Raw genomic sequence first — 19500 nt, forward strand, 5'->3', positions numbered from 1 at the left:
ATCACTTAATGGACCAATGTCACAAACTGTTCACAGTAATGCAAAAAACCACCCAGGACCTGGATGGTTTCTTACATTGTTATACTTTAAATATTCCACCAATCCCTTTGACAACAGAAGATACTTGACTAACAGCATTAATCATTTGACCGGCCGTATCGACCATCTTTGGAATATCGAGACTGCCATCTTGTGATTTAAAGGAATTCAACACATTTTGAACACTTGATGGTGGTTTAGCTAAGAAAGAAGCTTTAGGATAGGGATGAAAATAAGGTTCTTGATTTTGGTACATTGGGTTATTGTACGATGGTGCTTGTTCATCCGATAATAACGGATTTTGAAAAACTAGATCTGAGTAGGTTGGTTCGTTTGAACTATTATTTGTAGATTGAATACTCTGTTGTTGCTGGAACTCCCCTTGTTGGGGCTGTGTAAAATATGGATTTCCGTAAGGATAGGGAAACCCACCTGCGTATGGGTTTATGAAAGGACTCCATGGCGGTTGCCCTATACCATTTGTTCGCTCTTGGAACAAATATGATGGACTTTGATAAGGGTAATTGAATGAATTCCATTGATTGTTGTGTATAGATGGCATACGATAGAAACCTTGATTTCTTGAGTATGGAGTATACATAACATTTCCTCCTCCTACTATCTTCAACAGCGTATTTCTTCTTCAACACTTTTCGTTATTATACAATATGTAGTTATGCCTAGATGGTGCAATGTCAACTAATGGGGATTCCTGTCGGAAATCTAAATATTTTAAAAACAAAATATATAATTCTTCCATGGTAAAATAGGGAAAAAGATCACTGGGGAGGATAAAAAAAAGATGACTGTTCACGAACTCAAGTTAAAATTTCTACAAATTCGCAAATATTTGACAGAAGATGTTAATGAATTATTAGATTTTACAAAAAAGTCCTATATTCATAATGAGATTTCAATTGGTGAATATCGGAACCTTGTTCGTGAACTAGAAAATTTAGGGGCCCGCATTCCAGAAATTCTATTCGTTAATGACACCATTGCACAATAACTAAGAATGTATTACAGAATAAAGGGTTTGACTGATAAGATGTCGATGAATTACGATAGCTTATCAGTCAAACCCTTATTTATCGATTTTATTTTCGTCTAAAATGGTATTTAATACAAATGTAATCGAATTCATCATATCCAAGAAATTTTTTCTACTTGTTTGTGGATAAAACGCTTGAATTGCTATCTTTTCCAGTTGATCCTTCGTATTAATGAGTTGCTTAATATTTACTTGATTATGTTGTTTCGTCCAAAGATCTACCTCGACCCACCATTGATCCACTAAATCCTGGACTTTGTCCGAAAATGGCATAACTTCTTGGTAGAAATCCCCTGATTGACCGTCTTCTTTTGCTTGTTGGAATCTTTGTAAGATTTGATCGGACACTAAAAGTAATTGGTTCGTTAATTTAATTAATTTATTATTTTCCATACACTTATTTTACCATCTTTTTAGAAAAAACTCTTTATTAATAACTTAGTTTTAATCTAAATGATTTCGAATTTATTTCCTGACGCTCTCGATTAGCGGTCATTTTTCCTTCTAATATTTCCATTTGTTTTACATAGGAATCCAAACGAGTTTCTTGTTCTATTTCCCACCGTTGATGTTGTTGAGATATATTAAATACGATTGAATGATCTAATTGTTCAAGCTGTGATTCCATCTCAAGTAACATTTGCATTAAATCCCCTTTTCTAAGAACAGCCGTTTGCATCGTTTTATACCTCCCTTGTGATCTTAAATTTATCTATTCTTTCTTTTTTATAAACTTCCTTCTCGCTTGACAAAACTAGAAGGAATTCGTCAAAGAAAGAAGAAAATTTCAAAAAATATTTTCCCATTCGACAAAGATTGGATAAAAGCAATGTTATATGTAGAAAATACACTTGGGAGGTGTTTTTGGATGAAACAAAAACAAAAACAAAATAAAGTACAACCTAAGAAACTTGAAGAAACGAAACCAGGATATGGCGATAAAAAATTAGAAGGGCCTGATCGTCCTTCTACATAAGAAAAACTGAGTGAGGAAACCTCACTCAGTTTTTCTTATTGAAGAAGGCTTTTGAATAAAGCCAATTTATGTAGTTGCTCTTGCTTCTTTCTAAACCAATCAGTGAGTATTATGGATTCATTTATTTTGGGATCTTCATACCATTTCGATGGAATCCGCTTATTTAATGACCAATCTTCAACGCTTTCATTAGCGTGGTCGATAACAGGAAAAGCCATACGCAAAAATGGGGTATCATTTTTTTTTCTTTTCATAAAATAGTACTCATAATCATATCTTGAACCTGTATGAACTGTCTTGGCAGCAAACTCATATACAAGAGGATAGATATCGTTATCAAAAAGAATGGCTGCAATTTTTTTCCCAAGCTCAATCCGCTTATGAACCTTTTTAAATCCTGTTACACTGGCTCCAAATAAAGATCCATTACAAGTAGGTAATAATACAGAGCTGAAATGGAACCAATCTTGAAAATTAAAATAAGCGGAGTGGAATACTTTTCTTTGATAGAAAGGATGATGGATTACCGGCTTTTGAACAACATTTTGCTCGTTAATAATGAGGGAGTATAACATTCGTTTTAGATCTTGAACATACCAAAGTGCATTCCATTCTTTTTCCATAAATGAAGATATGTGAAAATGTTTTAATAAATGAAACATGGGTTGTTTTTTCAACTTCGAATACTGATACAGCAAAAGTTGTGGATAAGCATCCTGAAAAATTAACCAATTAGCTTTTTCATAAGTAAAATAAATCGTTTCTCTCGTTTTTTTGTCTAATAATCGCGGCATCCAGTTTCCTTCGAGATCACACATATTCCAACCAGCGTTTCGCGAAACCATATGAGCTAGAAAGGACCATAAAATCTCTTGATTCTCTTGATAGAATCGCAAATAAGCATCAGTGCGCGAGATATTGTCAAGATTCCATTTTCTTGTTTCATCTTTAATTTGTTGAACAAGCATCATTTCATCATTTAACATACATTCACAGCCTTTTGATTAGACTACTAGTATCGTTTGCCAATTGGTGCATTTTATACAACATGATCATGCTATAATTTGGTATTATTAATAATAGCATGTGAGGTGATAATAAATGCATTTCAACTATCCGAATGGGAAACGTTTTTTTTCAAACAATCAATTAAAGCCTATTAAACGTAAGGATCTAAACATATCTTATGGAAAAAGAGGGATGACTTTAGAAGAGGACCTTAATGAAACAAATCAATATTATTTAAGTAGAGGAATAGCTGTTATCCATAAGAAGCCTACTCCCATCCAAATTGTAAATGTAGATTATCCAAAAAGAAGTGCGGCTGTTATTCGTGAAGCCTATTTTAAACAAGCGTCTACGACCGATTATAATGGTATCTATAAGGGAAAATACATTGATTTTGAGGCCAAAGAAACGAAACTAACTACAGCTTTTCCTCTTAAGAATTTTCATGAACATCAAATCCAGCATATGGAGCAGGTATTAGAGCAAGATGGAATTTGTTTTGTCATTCTACGCTTTTCTTCATCTGAAGAAGTCTATTTTTTTGAAGCACATTATCTTCTTTCCTATTGGGAACGTATGAAAAACGGTGGAAGAAAATCGATAACAAAAGAGGAAATTAAACAAAATGGTCTTTACATACCACTTGGGCTGCAACCAAGACTTGATTATATTAAAATTATCGACCAACTTTACGATTTTTAATATAATGGTAGAATAGATAATCATCTATACCTAGTTAAAATTATATCCACCTTTGTTAAGTGAAGAAAGGAAGGAATTACGATGACAGAAAACTATTCATCTAGGGAGGAACGTCGAAGACAGCAAGAATCCGCTAAACAAAAGCGAAATGGAAACAAGAAAAAGATGTCGAAGGGTTCCTTATTAAAAACTACTTTACTAGTAATCCTAGCTCTCGCAATTATTGCGGGTGTTGGAGGTGCAGCAACATTTGCTTACATGGTGAAGGATACTCCAAAATTGGATGCTGCTACATTAAAGGCATCTATTCCATCCGAAATCTACAGCTTGGATGGAACATTTGTTACTGAAATTGGTACCCAAAAACTAGACTATGTGGATTATGAAAACATACCAGAACTTGTTAGGAATGCAGTGATTGCCACGGAAGACTCCCGATTTTTTAAACATCATGGGATAGACCCCATTCGGTTAGTCGGTGCTGTAATCGCCAATGTGACCGATGGTTTCGGGGCTGAGGGTGGTAGTACAATCACTCAGCAGGTTGCAAAAATGCACTTTTTAACTTTTGAAAAAACAATATCACGTAAAGCCCAAGAAGCATGGCTTGCGATTCAACTAGAACGAAATTATACGAAAGAAGAAATCTTCGAATTATATGTAAATAAAGTGTTTATGTCTCAGAGAGCAACGGGGATTGCAACAGCGTCAAAGATTTACTTTGGCAAAGAATTAAAAGACTTAACTTTACCTGAAGCTGCTCTTATTGCAGGGATGCCGCAAAGCCCGAACAATTATAATCCTTTCAATCATCCTGAAAATGCAAATAATCGTAAAAATGTCGTACTATCGTTAATGCACAAACACGGCTTTATTTCTGAGACCGAAATGAAAGAAGCACAAGCCATTCATATTTCTGATTTAGCGCTGAAAGAAGAAGATCGACAGCAGGAAACTGATATTCCATATGACCCATTTATTGGTCTTGCTATTAAGGAAATTGAAAAAAAATACCCTGAAATTAATGTGTATTCAGACGGGTTAAAAATCTATACAACCCTTGATCTAAATGCGCAGGATCATGTGGATAAAATGATGTATACAGACGAGGTAATTGAATTTCCTGATGACAAATTCCAAGCAGGAATCACTTTACTTGATACGAAAACGGGGGAAATTCGTGCCATTGGGGGCAGTCGTGACAAAGAACTAGATTTTGGTCTTAATTACGCTGACTTCCCACGTCAACCAGGTTCTACTATCAAACCAGTTCTTGATTATGGACCAGCAATTGAACACTTAAAATGGGGAACGTATCAAACGATAGTTGATGAACCTTATAAATATTCGACTGGGCAAACCGTAAATAACTGGGATATGAGACATATGGGCGCCATGTCGATTCGTGAGGCACTCGCTAGATCTCGTAATATACCAGCTGTTAAAGCCTTAAAAGAGGTTGGTACTGACCGGGCAAAAGAATTCGCAAACGGGCTTGGACTTGATTTAGATGAAGAAATATACGAAGCGAGTGCATTAGGCGGTCTTGAAGATGGAGTTTCTTCATTACAAATGGCTGGAGCTTTTAGTGCATTCGGAAACAATGGCTATTATACAAAGCCACACGCGGTAAAGGAAGTTGTTTTCAGAGATGGAACAAAAATTAATATGAAACCTGAAACAGAAGTAGCGATGAGTGATTATACTGCATTTATGATTTCTGACATATTAAAAAGTGCTGTCTCTGCCCCATATGGTACAGGTCGCGCTGCAAATGTTCCTGGTCATCATATCGCAGGTAAAACGGGTACAACTAACTACTCTAGTGATAAAAAACGAGAACATAAAATTCCAAGTGGCGGAGTACCAGATATATGGTTTGTGGGCTATAATACCAACTATACTATTTCAGTATGGACAGGCTATGAAAAGCTGCACACTCCAATTGTAGGCAGTGATCAACAGCTAGCTAGGAAAATATTTAAAGAATTAATGACCCATGTTTCAGAAGGAAAAGAAACAGCGGACTTCACGATGCCTAATTCGGTACAAAGAGTAAAAATTGAAAAAGGAACAGCTAAACTTGCTAGTGATTACACACCTAATGACCAAGTTGCTTACGAATATGCTGTAAAAGGTCACGTACCGAATGAAGTATCCCAGAAATTTAAGAAATTAGAGGCTCCAAGCGGATTCTCTGCACAGTATGATCAAGGTGCTAATGAAGTTCGTTTATCATGGAGTTCAAGTATTGAAGGTTCTTATAACCTATCAGTATCCGTAAATGGAGGAGCTGACCAATCGTTACCTTCAACTTCAGAAAATGGATATAGAATGGCTAGTCCACAACCTGGTGCAACTTATACATTTAAATTGTCCGTTTCTAAAGATGGTCGACAAAGTGATGCTGTAACTGCTAGCGTTCAAATCCCAGGTCCTGAGAATGAAAATGAGGCTGAAGATCAAGATCAACAAAATGAAGATCAAGATCAAAACAGCGAAAACAACGAACAGGGCGAAAATAATGAACAAAAGAACGAAAACAATGGGAACAACGGGAATCCCGGAAATAACGAAAACAATGGAAACAATGGAAACAATGGGAATCCCGGAAATAACGAAAACAATGGAAACAATGGGAACCCCGGAAACAATGGAAACAATGGGAAACCTAATAACGAGAAACCAGATGCTAATCGGGAAGATGATGATGCTGATGAAGATGTTGAACAAGAACAGCCCGAACAAGGGGACGTAAATCAACCTTCTCCGAATCAGCAGCCACAACAGCAACAGCAGCAACAACAACAACAAGAAACTGAGGAACAGCCACAACCATAATAAAAAGCGTCTAAGAGCCGATCAAGCTTTTAGACGCTTTTTTTTCACACACTGTGATTAAGATTTTTTTAACTTCAACAATGCTTCTTGTTTTTTATATACTTTTTCCATTTCCACAAACAGTTCGGACAATTGAACAAAAGAGTGATATTTATTAGAGTTTTGCAAAATATACTTTAATCTTTCTCCAATATTCACTGGTTTTATCTTCAAGCCATCCGTATCTTGGACTTCGCTATCAACAGGTTGACGGTTAGACCAATACAATGCTTTTAAAAATAAGTCGATCCCCTTTTTCATTGGCATTTCTGTTTTGGAAGAATCTCTTTTAGAGAAACCTGCTTGTAATTCTTTTTTTGTCTCCTGCCATTGTGAAAATAGGACAGGAACAGTTATTTTAGGTTCTGTCCATGGCTGAGTTCTCATTTTCCCTTCTCCTTCGCCCTCATTCTCTTTTTCCCTTCTCTACAAACCTCTAATAAGGGGCATGATGGACATTGCGGGTTTTGCGCTTTACAATGATAGCGGCCAAAAAAGATCATGCGATGATGGGTAACTGACCATTCATCCATCGGTACTTTTTTCATTAACGTCTCTTCCACTTCCAAAACGGTGTCTTTCCAACGACAAAAACCTAACCGCTTGCTTACTCTTTCAACATGAGTATCAACGGCAATAGCAGGAACATCAAAGGCAACAGACACCACAACATTTGCTGTTTTTCTACCGACGCCAGGAAGTTTCACTAGTTCCTCCCGTGTATTAGGCACAATGCCACAATGCTCATCCAATAAAATTTGACATAGCTTTTGAATATTTTTAGCTTTATTTCTAAATAAACCGATGGAACGGATATCTTGCTGGAGTTCTTCTAGTGATACGTTTAAATAATCTTCAGGGGTTTTATATTTTTCAAATAGATTCTTCGTCACCTTATTAACCAAAACATCTGTACACTGCGCAGATAGTAGGACCGCAATGACTAACTCAAACGGATTTCGATGGTTTAATTCGCAATGAGCATCAGGAAACATTTCCCCCATTTTATCTAAACAAAACCTAATCTCGCTTTTCCTTAACATCTTCTTCCCTTTCCCATTATATTAATTTTCTAACCAATTATAAAAAGGTAGTGGCTGCTTATTTACAGGTTCCTCTATTGGCCTTTGCTTTTGTTGTTGATGTTGCCGGATTTTACGCCCTTGGCTTTTTGCCTGTTCAATCGTTTTGATTCCATTTCGTTTCCAATCAAAAAGAATTCGATCAATGTATCGGAAATTTAACTTTCCTGATATAACCGCTTCTCGTAAAGCTGATTTGATAAGTACGGGATCATGATGATCATCATCCAACCACATTGATAGTGATTCGCACTCAAATGGTGAAAGCGGTCTGCCGAATTCTTGTTCAAAACAGGTATATAAATTTAATTCTTCATTCTTATTAGCCTGTAGTTCTTTTTGCTTTTCATCCATTAAGAAAGAGTCAATTAGCTTTTCCCATAAGGGATCTAATGAATACTTTTCAAATCTAATTCCCCCGGTAGATCCCTCATTAATTTCAATCATTCCTTTTTGGATTAATCTACGAAGCAAGTCCGAGCACTCTGATACGGATATCGTCATTGAAGAGGATAGTTCAACTGGAGTAGGAAATTCATTTCCTTTATCGATATGTGAAATAAGTTGTAGCAATAGGACAAGTTCTTCTTCATTTAATCTCATATTTTTGTATTGGGACAGCAATGCTGAAGGAATTGTGATTTGTCCTTCATGCAACCATTTTAAAATCTTTGTTTTACTCAATTTTGAACACCTCCTTATTAGTATAACACGAAAATAAGAGGTTCGTCAGGTAGTGAAACTTCCCAATAACAACTACTAAAAAGGTGTTAGAATCCTCCATTTTATTATTGGAGATGTCTAACACCTTATCATTTTAGGTTAAAATTATGGATAAAGTCGATTCAATAATCGTGGGAAAGGAATGGTTTCACGAACGTGCTCAACTCCACTTAACCATGCGACCGTTCTTTCTAGTCCAAGTCCAAAACCGGAATGGGGGACTGCGCCGTATTGGCTTAATTCTAAATACCATTTGTAAGCAGCCATTTCCAGTCCATGCTCTTCCAATCTCTGTTTTAATAAATCATAATCATGTATCCTCTCAGAGCCTCCAATAATCTCGCCATAACCTTCTGGAGCGATTAAGTCAGCACAGAGAACCACTTCCTGCCGATTCTTATCTGGTTGCATATAAAATGGCTTTAATGTTGTTGGATAGTGGGTAATAAAAACAGGTTTATCATAACTTTCCGCAATTGCCGTTTCATGAGGTGCACCAAAATCATCACCCCACTCAATATCATCAAAACCTTTTTCATGCAGCAGTTTAAGTGCGTCGTCATAAGTGATCCGTGGAAAGGGTGCAGTTATAGTTTCTAACTTACTTACATCTCTCCCAAGAGTTTTCAATTCTAACGGACAGTTTTTGAGCACAGATTGCACGAGAAATGATACATATTCTTCCTGAACTTGTAAGCTTTCATCGAACTCTACGAATGCCATTTCAGGTTCAATCATCCAAAACTCAATTAAATGTCGTCTTGTTTTTGACTTTTCTGCTCTAAATGTTGGACCAAACGAAAAGACTTTACCTAATGCCATTGCAGCGGCTTCCATATATAGTTGCCCACTTTGGGAAAGGTAAGCATCCTCATCAAAGTATTTCGTTGCGAAAAGTTCAGTTGTCCCTTCTGGTGCACTACCTGTTAAAATCGGTGGGTCTACTTTAACAAAACCATTTTGATTAAAGAATTCATAAGTAGCACGGATAATTTCATTACGTACTTTCATGACAGCATGCTGCCTTTTAGAACGAAGCCATAAATGACGGTGGTCCATTAAAAATTCAGTACCATGCTCTTTAGGAGTAATTGGATAATCAACAGAATGATGAAGGACTTCGAGCTTCTTAATTTGCAGCTCATAACCGAATGGTGAGCGCTCATCTTTCTGTACGATCCCTGTCGCATATAGAGACGATTCTTGTGTAATTGTTTTAGCAGTTTGAAATACCTCTTCAGATACATCTGCTTTTACAACTACACCTTGAATAAATCCTGTTCCATCCCGCAGTTGTAAAAAAGCGATTTTTCCACTTGAACGTTTATTTGCTATCCAAGCACCAATGGTTACCTCTTCATCCAGATGCTTTGGTACCTCAGCAATCGTTACTTTTGCCATGCATTTGTTCCCTCCAAAAACTATTAACTAGTATGTATTATGTATGATTATACCATTTTAGTTAAAAAATAGAAAATTGATGTAGAAGTGAAAAAGCGAAAATCTAAGATTTTCGCTTTTTCCTTCTATTTGGTTTTCTTTTCAACAAACTCTTTCATTCGCGCAATTGCAGCTTCTAACAAATCAAGTGAAGTTGCATACGATAACCGAATATTTTTGGGTGCGCCAAAACCAGATCCTGGAACGACCGCTACCTTCGCTTCTTCCAACAAAGCAGTTGAAAATTCATCAACAGTCGAATAGCCAGTTTGTTCTGCAGCCTTTTGCACATTTGGAAACAGATAAAACGCACCTTGAGGCTTGAGACAGGTAACTCCTGGGATTGCAATTAAGGCCTCATAAATGGTATTTAATCGTTCCTCAAATGCTTTTCTCATTTTTTCAACTTCATCCTGTGAACCACTGTACGCAGCAATCGCTCCATATTGAGCAGTTGTTGTTGGATTTGATGTACTATGACTAGCTAAATTTGTCATGGCTTTAATAATTTCGCTATTTCCTGCAGCATAACCAATTCTCCAACCTGTCATTGAATGGGATTTTGATACACCATTAATAATAATCGTCTGCGCTTTTAATTCCGGTGAGAGTTGTGCGATTGAAATATGTTGATGTCCACCATAAATTAATTTTTCATAAATTTCATCGGATACGATGAAGATATCTTTTTCTAAACAAATTCTACCTAATGCAGCCAACTCATCCTTTGTATAAATCATTCCGGTTGGATTGCTTGGTGAATTAAGAATGAGTGCTTTTGTTTTATCTGTAATGGCACCCTCTAACTGATCTGGTGTGATTTTAAATTCATTCTTTTCATATCCTTCAATATACACCGGTACGCCACCAGCTAATTTCACTTGTTCAGGATAACTCACCCAATACGGCGTAGGTATAATCACTTCGTCCCCATCATTTAGTAAAACTTGGAACAAAGTGTATAAAGCATGCTTTGCACCACTTGCCACCATGATTTCATTCACTGTATATTCTAAACCTTGATCACGCTTAAATTTCTTTGATATTTCTTCTTTAAGTGCAGGTAATCCTGCAGACGGAGTGTATTTTGTATGACCTTCGTTCATGGACCTAGTAGCCGCATCAATAATATGTTGTGGTGTATTAAAGTCAGGTTCACCTGCTCCAAGTCCAATTATGTCATAACCAGCAGCTTTCAATTCTTTTGCCTTAGCTGTAATAGCCAAAGTTGCAGACGGTGTTAATGCTTTTACTCGATTAGCCAGCTTTACTTCCATTTTTTCAATCCCCTTTAGAATATTCGGTTATTATATATCATCATTAAGTTAAGTTATGAATATGCCTTATAAATTTTCTATTTTTTTAAGCCATTTCCCTGTCTCAAATTCAATCAAGTAATAGTTTAATAAATTTTTATCTGTACGGGTATGAACCTCCCAAAGTGGGATTCCTTTTTCCATTCCAAGTTTTACTGAGATAATCGGATCGGAGCTAATTTCACCAGAAACAACTTGAATCGCTTCTTGACGTTTAATTCCATCAGAGGCCTTTTTTACAACAATTTTTCCTTTTTCTTCTGGAATCCAAGCAATAAGCCTTGTACCCTTCCCGTTTCTTCCCTGGATTACATAATAAGACTCTTCACCATTATATATATTAAAATCGTCTATCGTTGAAATAGAAGTTTCTTCCTTAACAACTTTAACAGCCTTTTCCTCTGCTAATTTAAGCGGGTCGATCGCATTCATATAAATGACAGTACTCAACGTAATGAATCCTATTACAAGAATACCAATTATTAATAACCATTTTTTCATTGTCATCACTCTTTATTATGTAGGTAAGGTATTTTTTTCTACTCATACTATATATCTTGCCGGTTATAATAATTTAACAACAAGTTAGTCAATACCACTTTATTATAACAGGATATTTACAAGTTTAGTTTAAATTTACCTAAAATATATTCTAGTCCAAACCGTCCAATTTAGGCTGCTGTAGTGCAGCCCTTTTTCTTATGTCCCCATTAATCTAACCATTGCTCAATCTGTTTGACTGTTTCGTCAATAGATAATCGTTCTGCTTTAACAGGAGGAAGTGATTGAAGAAAAGCCTTGCCATAAGATGTGGTTATGATTCGTTGATCAAAAATCACAAAAGCACCCTTATCTTTTTGAGTTCGAATCAGTCTTCCGAAGCCTTGTTTGAACCGAATAACAGCTTCTGGAACTGAATATTCATAAAAAGGGTTACCCCCTAGATCTTTTATTTGTTGACATCGAATGGCTGTAAGCGGTTCGTCTGGTGGTGAAAATGGGAGTCTCACCATAATTAAACACGATAAATCATCCCCAGGAATATCAATTCCTTCCCAAAAGCTGCTTGTACCAAACAGGATTGCTTTATTAAAACGTTGAAAATTTCTTACTAATCTTTCTCTGCTTCCATTTGTAATACCATGTGCTAATAACGTATAATCCTGCAAGAAACCACTTTCTTTAATTAAATCATACGTTTTTCTAAGCATTTCATAGGACGTAAATAAGACCAAAAGTCGTCCTTCTGCTGCTTCTGCGATTGAAATAATATGTTCACCAATTGCTGAGACATATTCATCAACTGTTACAGCTTTTACTTCAGGTAAATCATTTGAAATGATAAATTTAAGCTGTTTTTGGTAATCAAAGGAAGTCGGAACAACTATTTGTGAACAATTTTCTTGATCAAGACCAAGACTTTTTCTCATATATTGAAACGAATCTTTTACAGTCAGAGTGGCAGAAGTCACAATGACACTTTTCTTCTGTTGGAATAAGTGTTCCTTCAATCCATTTGAAACATGAATAGGTTGTGAAAAAACAGTTGTTTTATTCTTTCTGGATCTTGTATCAATTTCAATCCATGAAATCTCTTCCCCACTATGTTGTAAAAATACGCTTCTCATGCTCTGCATAAGCTTATCCGCCTTATTTAGCCATAGAGTTAATTCATCGATAATTGCATTTTGTCTAAGCGTTTTTCGATCCCTGTCCATCAACCATTGATGTCGCTTTCGTAAAGCGTTAGTGATATCTTTTAATAAAAATAAAAATCGTTCCGCATCACTTACTACTGAATGACTTTCCTTCGTATGGTCTATTACTAAGGCACATTGAATGGTACTTGGGTAAGATTGATTTTTTTGTTTCTGTTTCGCTTTTGCATAAAAAGCTATAGTTTGAAACAATTGATCCATTTCTAGTAATAAATCTGAGAGATATTGATTTAATTCTCCTCTGTTTATGAAGTCTTTTTCTCTAAATCCTAGCTCCTCTAATACTTTTTCTACTTTATATAGAAGCTGTTTTTGTTCATATACCCCCATTTGCTGCAGGAGAAACCGTACAAATGCATAATCAAATACAAATCCAAAATGTTTTCCTGCTATTTTTTCTAAATGGTGTCCTTCATCAATAATGATATAATTCGACGTTGGCAGCGTTTTTTTATCTGCTATTAAATCTGTTAACAACAGACTGTGATTGACGATCAATAAGTCTGCATGCTGAGCTTCTATTCTCGACCTTAGATAGTAATCATAATTGCTGTTATACCTATTATTTGTGCTCCTTTGGTCAATAAATTGGATTCTTTGCCAAAACAGCTGACCTCCACTCGACAAATTAAGTTCATCTTTATCGCCCGTTAATGTAATGGTTAACCAAACTAGAATCTGCATTTTTGTCAAAGTTGTATCATAATTATCATCGGTCTCTTTTAATAAAAGCGAGAACCGATCTAAATTTAAGTAATGATTTTTCCCTTTTAAAATAGCGGTTTTGAATGTGAAGGGAAGCATCTTTTTTAATAAGGGAATCTCCTTATGCAAGAGTTGCTCTTGCAATTGGGTTGTAAAAGTACTGATGATTACTCGTTCATTTTTCAGTTTAGAAAAATAAATAGCTGGCAACAAATACCCTAGAGACTTTCCCACACCTGTTCCTGCTTCTATTAAGGCATGGCCTCCACTCTGAAACGATTGATAAATGTGGTCCATCATTTGTAACTGGCCGCTTCTTTGCTCATACTCAGGAAACACAGTCGACAGTAAAGATTCTTTATCTTGTTCTGGTTGAGGATATGGATGATCCTGTTTATCACAAATATCCTCCAGCTCTTCCCTTTTGCAAATATATAGTCCATTATAAACTTCAAGTTCTGTTAACTCTTCAATGAACCCTTCTTTCTCTAAAATAAGTTCATCAATAATCTCATTTAGATCGCTTTTCAGTCCATGAGATAATGGATAAAGTTGCTTTAATGTTCCTAATGGTAATTTTCTAAGCTTTTCAAATAGAATGAGCAATAACTCTGCTGTTACATAAGCATCACTATCTGCCTGATGGGGGCGATCATGTTCCAAGTTCTCTTGCAGCGCCAAATCAGATAGCTTAAAACTGTCACTCATAGGTAATAAAATTCTCGCCATTTCTACCGTATCAAGTACAGATCCATAGAATCCCTCATATCCCGCCATAATTAATTCTTCCTGTAAAAAGGAAAGGTCAAATAAAACATTATGCGCGACAAAATAAGCCCCCTCCAGCATTTCAACAATCTTTGGAGCAATGTCAGCAAATAAAGGAGCATCTTCTACCATTTTATCGCTAATACCTGTTAATTCTTCTATAAAAATCGGGATCGTTTGTCCTGGGTTTAAAAACGAGGAAAATTGATCAACAATTTGTCCGTCTTGAATGACAACGCCAGCAAATTGAATGATTCGATCGCCTTTTTTCACTGAATTCCCTGTTGTTTCCAAATCCACAACAACATATTTATTATTCATGGTCTAACACCTCTTACATTCCTTTTTTAAACGTAAGGAATGTCGTTTAACAATTCTTGTGTTTCACCGTACCATATTTTTACGAAAAGGAAAAGACCTATTGATACCCGTATCAAATTCGCAGGATATAGTACCTTTGAAAAAGTCCATGTCATCCGCCGGAGGCTTAGCTACATTCAACTGGAGTTTTCAGCCCAAGCTGAATGAAGTTAAGAGAGCTGACTCCTATGAAGTCAGCTCAGGGAAAAATCTATAAAATTGTTTTTTCTAATTCTTTATCGATTAACTCTATAATCCGATTTTCCTGATCCATAATTGCAATTTTTGGTTGGTGATAGGCAAGCTTCTCTTCTGATACTAAAGCGTAAGATATAATAATAACTGTATCTCCCGGTTGAACTAATCGGGCTGCTGCCCCATTTAAACATATGATCCCCGAGCCTCTTTCCCCCGGGATAATATACGTTTCAAAGCGCGCACCATTATGATTATTGACGATTTGTACCTTTTCATTCTCCACCATTCCCACTGCTTCAAGTATAGCAGAGTCAATTGTGATGCTGCCTACATAATTTAAATTCGCCTCCGTCACGGTTGCGCGATGGATTTTCCCATTCATCATCGTTCTAAACATTCTTACTCCCCCTAATCCCTATTCATGATGATATTATCAATTAAACGTGCTCTAGAGAATTTCACAGCTAGGGCAATGATATAACTCCCATTAATAGATTCAAATTCTTCTAATTCTGGATATGATAATAGACTTACATAATCGATTTCCCCTGAAGTTTTGTTTGCGATTCGATCTTTAATACCTGAAATAATTTTATGCGGATTTGTTTCTCCAGCTTGGATCATCTCCACACCCATTTGCAAACTTTGATAAAGCTCAGGTGCTTCTACTCGTTCTCGATCTGTTAAGTAAACATTTCGTGAACTTTTAGCTAATCCATCTTCCTCACGAATCGTATTAACAGCAATAATTTGCAGTGGAAAATGAAAATCCTTCACAAGACTCTCCACAATTGCTAATTGCTGAGCATCTTTTTTACCAAAATACGCTTTAGTCGGCTGGACTAAATGGAATAGTTTGGTGAGAACTGTTGCAACTCCATCAAAATGGCCTGGACGGGTACGACCACATAACACGTCAGTCATTTTTTTTACGACTACAGATACCGATAATTCATTGGGATACATTTCAGCAACAGAGGGGTAAAACAGTATATCCACACCCTCTGTTTCAGCAATTTTTTGATCACGCTCAAAATCACGTGGATAGCGATCAAGATCTTCTGTTGGTCCAAATTGCAACGGGTTAACAAATATACTTAAAACGAGAATATCATTTTCTTTTCGAGCTTGTTTCATTAGTGCCCGATGACCTTCATGAAGGAACCCCATTGTTGGTACGAATCCAATCGTTTGTTGTCTTTTGTTTGTCTTCTCTATTATTTCTCGTAATTCCTGAATCGTTGTGATTACCTTCATGCTTTTCCTCCATATAAGGAAGTTAATTCTTCCTCTTTCATGATGTAACTGTGGCTTTTATCTGGAAAAGACCTTGTCTTTACTTCATCCACATATTGTTTAATTCCATTTATCGCGATCTCATCGATATCGCCAAACTTTTTAACAAATTTCGCGACTCGTTCCACCCCATAACCTAGAACATCATGATATACAAGAACTTGTCCATCTGTTCCATTACCAGCCCCAATTCCAATCGTGGGAATACTTAACTGTTTGCTAATTTCGGCTGCTAGTTGTTCTGGAACACACTCGAGAACAATCATGAATGCCCCTGCTTCTTGGCATTTAATGGCATCTTCTATTAGCTTTTTAGCTGAATCTGCATTTTTCCCTTGGACTTTGTAACCCCCAAGTACAGCTACAGATTGCGGTGTTAATCCTAAATGTGAACAAACGGGAACCCCTGCTTTTGTTAAAGCGTTAATATGCTCTAAGACGCCATCTGCGCCTTCAAGCTTAACAGCATGTGCTCCCCCTTCTTGGAGCATCTTTGTCCCCGCAAGTAAAGTATCTCGAATTGACAAATGATAACTCATAAAAGGAAGATCTGTAATGACAAACGTATCCCTCGCTCCTCGTTTAACAGCCTTAGTATGATGAATCATTTCTTCCATTGTTACATGGATCGTAGAATCATAGCCTAGTACAACCATTCCAAGGGAATCGCCAACTAAGATCACATCTGTATCCGCTGCTTCCGCATGCTTTGCTGAAGGATAATCATAAGCAGTCAGCATTGCAATGGGTTCACTCTTTTGCTTCATTTTCAAAAAGTCAGTAGTTTGCTTCATTTCAAATTACCTCCATAAAGTAATGGAAAGAGGCAAACATGCGTGCGGACAATAAAAAAATCCTTCCACAAAATAGCAGAAGGATTTTGAATGTATCATTTCACGCATATCCCTCTGTCCTGGTCCATTTTTTTGGATCTAGGCAGAATCTTATTGTTCATATATTAGTTAGATTCAGTTATTCGGTGCAGTTCACAACATGATACCGCCCAATCATCCCGATTATAACAAATATGCATGAATGTTGGCTATATAATTTTATAATTTTTTCATTTTTCCATTTAATTTTGCAATTCTATATCTGCGGAATATATTGAATGGATAACTCCTTTGTCATCCTCTAGCAATAATACCCCATCATCTGTAATTCCAATCGCCTTTCCCTCGATGGTTTCTTTTAACATACGAGCGGTTATTTTCTTTCCAATCGTAACGGCATAACCTTCCCATAATAACTTAATTGGATAAAACCCTTCCTTTAAATAAAGGTCATATAAAGTCTCAAGCTTTGTTAATAGGGTTTGTATTAATCTCGCCCGATTAACCTTTTCTCCTCCTTCAATCAACAATGATGATGCAATTGATTCCAGCTCTGGTGGAAAGGAGTCTTGATTAACATTAATACCAATTCCTATAGTAACGGAGTTAATTCGGTCACTTTCCGCTTGTAGCTCTGTCAAAATACCCGTTATTTTTTTGCCATTAATCAAGATGTCATTTGGCCACTTAATTTGTGGCAATAGAGGCGTTAGTTCCTCAATTGCTTGAACGACTGCAACAGCAGTAATTAAAGTTAACTGGGGCGCTTGTTGTGGCAGAAGATTCGGGCGTAAAAGAATACTCATCCAAATTCCTGTATATTTGGCTGAGTGCCATTCTCGATTCAATCTTCCACGTCCAGATGTCTGTTCTTCAGCAATGACAATCGTTCCTTCTGGTGCACCGTCCATACTTAATTTCAGCGCAATTGCTTGGGTAGAATGGACGGATTCTTCATAATGAATTTGTTGTCCTAACCTCTTTGTCGTTAATCCTAGACGAATTTCATTATCGGTTATTTTTTCTGGCACCTTAACAATTCGATAACCTTTTCGTCTTACCGCCTCAAGTTCAAACCCCTCTTTTCGAAGATCTTCCATATGTTTCCACACGGCCGTTCTCGAACAACCAATTAATTCCGCTAAATACTGTCCTGATAAAAATTCTTCATCGCTATTCGTGAAGGCGTCCAGCAATCGTTTTCTTACTTCAGATTGCACTTTGTTAGCCACTCCCTTATTTGTACTTTCTCATTCTCAATTTTTCCAGTAATAACAGCCCTCTCAATAATTTGAAGCACCTCTTTAATCCATGGACCACCATCTTTATCATACCATTTCATCAAATCGTCCCCACGAACAGCGAGATCTTGCCGCTCTTTAATGGGAAGTAGGCTGTGCTGCTTTTTTAGATCCATTATCCCTTTTAGCACGTCATGTTGCTGAAGGATATTATAAATTTTTTCAGTATGTATCGCATTTTCAAGCTTAGCATCGAATAAAGTTTCTACCGTCCACTTTTGTTGTAAGCGATGATGCAATAGCTGTAAAAGTAAAGTTACTTTTTTGATTTTCTTCACTGGGAGTTTCCATTGTCTTAAAAACGTCTCAGGATGATCAATCGTAGTTCCCAATAAATATAGAAGTAAAGTCCACATTTCATCAATCGCTAAAGGTTCAATATTTAATTTTACCATCTGCTCTAGAGCCGGTTGCTTACCTTTAAGACCCGGTAAATACTTATATAAGCTTGTGTCTATTAATATCTGTAGAGCTTGTTCTTTGCCCTTGCCGATTAATAGTTTTTCAAATTCTACGGTTTTCCGCTCAGTCGCAACATTTTCTAGGAGCGGGGCATGTTCTCTTAACGCATGATATGTATTTTGTTCAACCGAAAACTGTAATTGACTAACAAATCGAACGGCTCGCATCATTCTCAACGCGTCTTCATGAAACCTTTCCCTAGGCGAACCAACCGTTTCGATGACTTTGCTTCGAATCGCCTGTTTACCGCAAAATGGATCGGTGAATGTTCCTCCTTTATCCATTGCAATGCTATTCATCGTGAAGTCACGACGCTTTAAATCATCATGGAGATTACGAATAAACGTTACTTCTGATGGACGACGAAAATCGATATATTCACCGTCAGTACGGAAAGTAGTTAATTCGTAGGTTTCATTATTCCATAGGACCACAACTGTGCCATGCTCGATTCCTACATCAACGGTTCTTGGAAAGATCTGTTTAATTTCGCTTGGAGTAGCAGAGGTTGCAATGTCAATATCTGAAATCACTCTACCAAGAAGATAATCGCGAACACAACCACCCACAAAATAAGCCTCGTATCCAGCTTTTTCAATTTTAGTTAAAATGGGGATAGCTTGTGTAAAGACCGGCAACATC

20 protein-coding genes are annotated in these 19500 nt (G+C 36.7%); 4 read left to right on the plus strand and 16 right to left on the minus strand.

Annotation, left to right across the window (positions count from 1 at the left end):
- Nucleotides 1–79: 79 nt before the first annotated feature.
- Nucleotides 80–640: a YppG family protein gene (locus R4Z10_RS14740; protein WP_338470052.1), complete on the minus strand. Its 561-nt coding sequence runs from the start codon at nucleotides 638–640 to the stop codon at nucleotides 80–82.
- Nucleotides 641–841: 201 nt separating this feature from the next.
- On the opposite strand from R4Z10_RS14740, the gene R4Z10_RS14745 reads away from it, so the two are divergent.
- Nucleotides 842–1048, plus strand: coding sequence for a YppF family protein (locus R4Z10_RS14745; protein ID WP_338470053.1), 207 nt, complete (start codon nucleotides 842–844; stop codon nucleotides 1046–1048).
- A gap of 75 nt (nucleotides 1049–1123) precedes the next feature.
- Here R4Z10_RS14745 and R4Z10_RS14750 read toward each other — a convergent pair whose 3' ends face one another.
- Together R4Z10_RS14750 and R4Z10_RS14755 are read right to left on the minus strand one after the other, a co-directional pair.
- On the minus strand, nucleotides 1124–1483 hold the full coding sequence (locus tag R4Z10_RS14750; protein ID WP_338470054.1) for a DUF1798 family protein: 360 nt from the start codon (nucleotides 1481–1483) through the stop codon (nucleotides 1124–1126).
- Between the two features lie 37 nt (nucleotides 1484–1520).
- A complete protein-coding gene (locus R4Z10_RS14755; protein ID WP_338470055.1) occupies nucleotides 1521–1769 on the minus strand; it encodes a hypothetical protein in 249 nt (82 codons plus the stop codon).
- A 66-nt stretch (nucleotides 1770–1835) separates the two neighbouring features.
- Here R4Z10_RS14755 and R4Z10_RS14760 point away from each other — a divergent pair, with 66 nt between their 5' ends.
- Complete coding sequence (locus R4Z10_RS14760) at nucleotides 1836–2066, plus strand: hypothetical protein (protein ID WP_338473301.1); 231 nt, start codon at nucleotides 1836–1838, stop codon at nucleotides 2064–2066.
- Nucleotides 2067–2101: 35 nt separating this feature from the next.
- On the opposite strand, the gene R4Z10_RS14765 is transcribed toward R4Z10_RS14760, so the two are convergent.
- Nucleotides 2102–3052, minus strand: a complete 951-nt coding sequence (locus R4Z10_RS14765) for a DUF2515 family protein (RefSeq protein ID WP_338470056.1) — start codon at nucleotides 3050–3052, stop codon at nucleotides 2102–2104.
- A 115-nt stretch (nucleotides 3053–3167) separates the two neighbouring features.
- On the opposite strand from R4Z10_RS14765, the gene recU reads away from it, so the two are divergent.
- Together recU and R4Z10_RS14775 are read left to right on the plus strand one after the other, a co-directional pair.
- Nucleotides 3168–3776 carry a Holliday junction resolvase RecU gene (gene recU / locus R4Z10_RS14770; protein WP_338470057.1) on the plus strand — a complete coding sequence of 203 codons (609 nt, stop codon included), beginning with the start codon at nucleotides 3168–3170 and terminating at the stop codon, nucleotides 3774–3776.
- An 81-nt stretch (nucleotides 3777–3857) separates the two neighbouring features.
- Nucleotides 3858–6617 (plus strand): PBP1A family penicillin-binding protein, encoded by a 2760-nt coding sequence (locus R4Z10_RS14775; protein ID WP_338470058.1) that lies wholly within the window; start codon nucleotides 3858–3860, stop codon nucleotides 6615–6617.
- 57 nt (nucleotides 6618–6674) lie between these two features.
- Here R4Z10_RS14775 and R4Z10_RS14780 read toward each other — a convergent pair whose 3' ends face one another.
- From R4Z10_RS14780 to R4Z10_RS14835, 12 genes are all read right to left on the minus strand, one after another.
- On the minus strand, nucleotides 6675–7043 hold the full coding sequence (locus R4Z10_RS14780) for a YpoC family protein (protein ID WP_338470059.1): 369 nt from the start codon (nucleotides 7041–7043) through the stop codon (nucleotides 6675–6677).
- Nucleotides 7040–7699 (minus strand): endonuclease III, encoded by a 660-nt coding sequence (gene nth / locus R4Z10_RS14785; protein ID WP_338470060.1) that lies wholly within the window; start codon nucleotides 7697–7699, stop codon nucleotides 7040–7042. Before nth ends, R4Z10_RS14780 begins: the two co-directional genes overlap by 4 nt.
- Nucleotides 7700–7720: 21 nt before the next feature.
- Nucleotides 7721–8422 (minus strand): DnaD domain-containing protein, encoded by a 702-nt coding sequence (locus R4Z10_RS14790; protein ID WP_338470061.1) that lies wholly within the window; start codon nucleotides 8420–8422, stop codon nucleotides 7721–7723.
- 144 nt (nucleotides 8423–8566) lie between these two features.
- The gene (gene asnS / locus R4Z10_RS14795) at nucleotides 8567–9862 is read right to left on the minus strand and encodes an asparagine--tRNA ligase (protein WP_338470062.1); all 1296 of its coding nucleotides are present in this window, start codon (nucleotides 9860–9862) and stop codon (nucleotides 8567–8569) included.
- Between the two features lie 125 nt (nucleotides 9863–9987).
- Nucleotides 9988–11178: a pyridoxal phosphate-dependent aminotransferase gene (locus tag R4Z10_RS14800; RefSeq protein WP_338470063.1), complete on the minus strand. Its 1191-nt coding sequence runs from the start codon at nucleotides 11176–11178 to the stop codon at nucleotides 9988–9990.
- 66 nt (nucleotides 11179–11244) lie between these two features.
- Complete coding sequence (locus tag R4Z10_RS14805; protein WP_338470064.1) at nucleotides 11245–11718, minus strand: DUF5590 domain-containing protein; 474 nt, start codon at nucleotides 11716–11718, stop codon at nucleotides 11245–11247.
- Between the two features lie 209 nt (nucleotides 11719–11927).
- Entirely contained in the window at nucleotides 11928–14729 is a 2802-nt protein-coding gene (gene dinG / locus R4Z10_RS14810) for an ATP-dependent DNA helicase DinG (RefSeq protein ID WP_338470065.1), read from the minus strand.
- Between the two features lie 250 nt (nucleotides 14730–14979).
- The gene (gene panD, locus R4Z10_RS14815; protein ID WP_338470066.1) at nucleotides 14980–15363 is read right to left on the minus strand and encodes an aspartate 1-decarboxylase; all 384 of its coding nucleotides are present in this window, start codon (nucleotides 15361–15363) and stop codon (nucleotides 14980–14982) included.
- 11 nt (nucleotides 15364–15374) lie between these two features.
- Entirely contained in the window at nucleotides 15375–16223 is an 849-nt protein-coding gene (gene panC / locus R4Z10_RS14820) for a pantoate--beta-alanine ligase (RefSeq protein ID WP_338470067.1), read from the minus strand.
- A complete protein-coding gene (panB, locus tag R4Z10_RS14825; RefSeq protein ID WP_338470068.1) occupies nucleotides 16220–17056 on the minus strand; it encodes a 3-methyl-2-oxobutanoate hydroxymethyltransferase in 837 nt (278 codons plus the stop codon). The genes panC and panB overlap by 4 nt, the downstream gene beginning before the upstream one ends.
- A 281-nt stretch (nucleotides 17057–17337) precedes the next feature.
- Nucleotides 17338–18315: a biotin--[acetyl-CoA-carboxylase] ligase gene (locus R4Z10_RS14830; RefSeq protein ID WP_338470069.1), complete on the minus strand. Its 978-nt coding sequence runs from the start codon at nucleotides 18313–18315 to the stop codon at nucleotides 17338–17340.
- The gene (locus tag R4Z10_RS14835) at nucleotides 18300–19499 is read right to left on the minus strand and encodes a CCA tRNA nucleotidyltransferase (protein ID WP_338470070.1); all 1200 of its coding nucleotides are present in this window, start codon (nucleotides 19497–19499) and stop codon (nucleotides 18300–18302) included. Before R4Z10_RS14835 ends, R4Z10_RS14830 begins: the two co-directional genes overlap by 16 nt.
- Nucleotide 19500: the final 1 nt, after the last annotated feature.

The organism is Niallia sp. XMNu-256 (genome assembly GCF_036670015.1).
In the GTDB taxonomy this organism is placed as follows: Bacteria; Bacillota; Bacilli; order Bacillales; family Cytobacillaceae; genus Bacillus_BD.

Bases quoted from the DNA above. Each gene is read 5' to 3' on its own strand.
- R4Z10_RS14740 (WP_338470052.1), bottom strand. From the start codon at position 640: ATGTATACTCCATACTCAAGAAATCAAGGTTTCTATCGTATGCCATCT.
- R4Z10_RS14745 (WP_338470053.1), top strand. From the start codon at position 842: ATGACTGTTCACGAACTCAAGTTAAAATTTCTACAAATTCGCAAATAT.
- R4Z10_RS14750 (WP_338470054.1), bottom strand. From the start codon at position 1,483: ATGGAAAATAATAAATTAATTAAATTAACGAACCAATTACTTTTAGTG.
- R4Z10_RS14755 (WP_338470055.1), bottom strand. From the start codon at position 1,769: ATGCAAACGGCTGTTCTTAGAAAAGGGGATTTAATGCAAATGTTACTT.
- R4Z10_RS14765 (WP_338470056.1), bottom strand. From the start codon at position 3,052: ATGTTAAATGATGAAATGATGCTTGTTCAACAAATTAAAGATGAAACA.
- recU (WP_338470057.1), top strand. From the start codon at position 3,168: ATGCATTTCAACTATCCGAATGGGAAACGTTTTTTTTCAAACAATCAA.
- R4Z10_RS14775 (WP_338470058.1), top strand. From the start codon at position 3,858: ATGACAGAAAACTATTCATCTAGGGAGGAACGTCGAAGACAGCAAGAA.
- R4Z10_RS14780 (WP_338470059.1), bottom strand. From the start codon at position 7,043: ATGAGAACTCAGCCATGGACAGAACCTAAAATAACTGTTCCTGTCCTA.
- nth (WP_338470060.1), bottom strand. From the start codon at position 7,699: ATGTTAAGGAAAAGCGAGATTAGGTTTTGTTTAGATAAAATGGGGGAA.
- asnS (WP_338470062.1), bottom strand. From the start codon at position 9,862: ATGGCAAAAGTAACGATTGCTGAGGTACCAAAGCATCTGGATGAAGAG.
- R4Z10_RS14800 (WP_338470063.1), bottom strand. From the start codon at position 11,178: ATGGAAGTAAAGCTGGCTAATCGAGTAAAAGCATTAACACCGTCTGCA.
- R4Z10_RS14805 (WP_338470064.1), bottom strand. From the start codon at position 11,718: ATGAAAAAATGGTTATTAATAATTGGTATTCTTGTAATAGGATTCATT.
- dinG (WP_338470065.1), bottom strand. From the start codon at position 14,729: ATGAATAATAAATATGTTGTTGTGGATTTGGAAACAACAGGGAATTCA.
- panD (WP_338470066.1), bottom strand. From the start codon at position 15,363: ATGTTTAGAACGATGATGAATGGGAAAATCCATCGCGCAACCGTGACG.
- panC (WP_338470067.1), bottom strand. From the start codon at position 16,223: ATGAAGGTAATCACAACGATTCAGGAATTACGAGAAATAATAGAGAAG.
- panB (WP_338470068.1), bottom strand. From the start codon at position 17,056: ATGAAGCAAACTACTGACTTTTTGAAAATGAAGCAAAAGAGTGAACCC.
- R4Z10_RS14835 (WP_338470070.1), bottom strand. From the start codon at position 19,499: ATGTTGCCGGTCTTTACACAAGCTATCCCCATTTTAACTAAAATTGAA.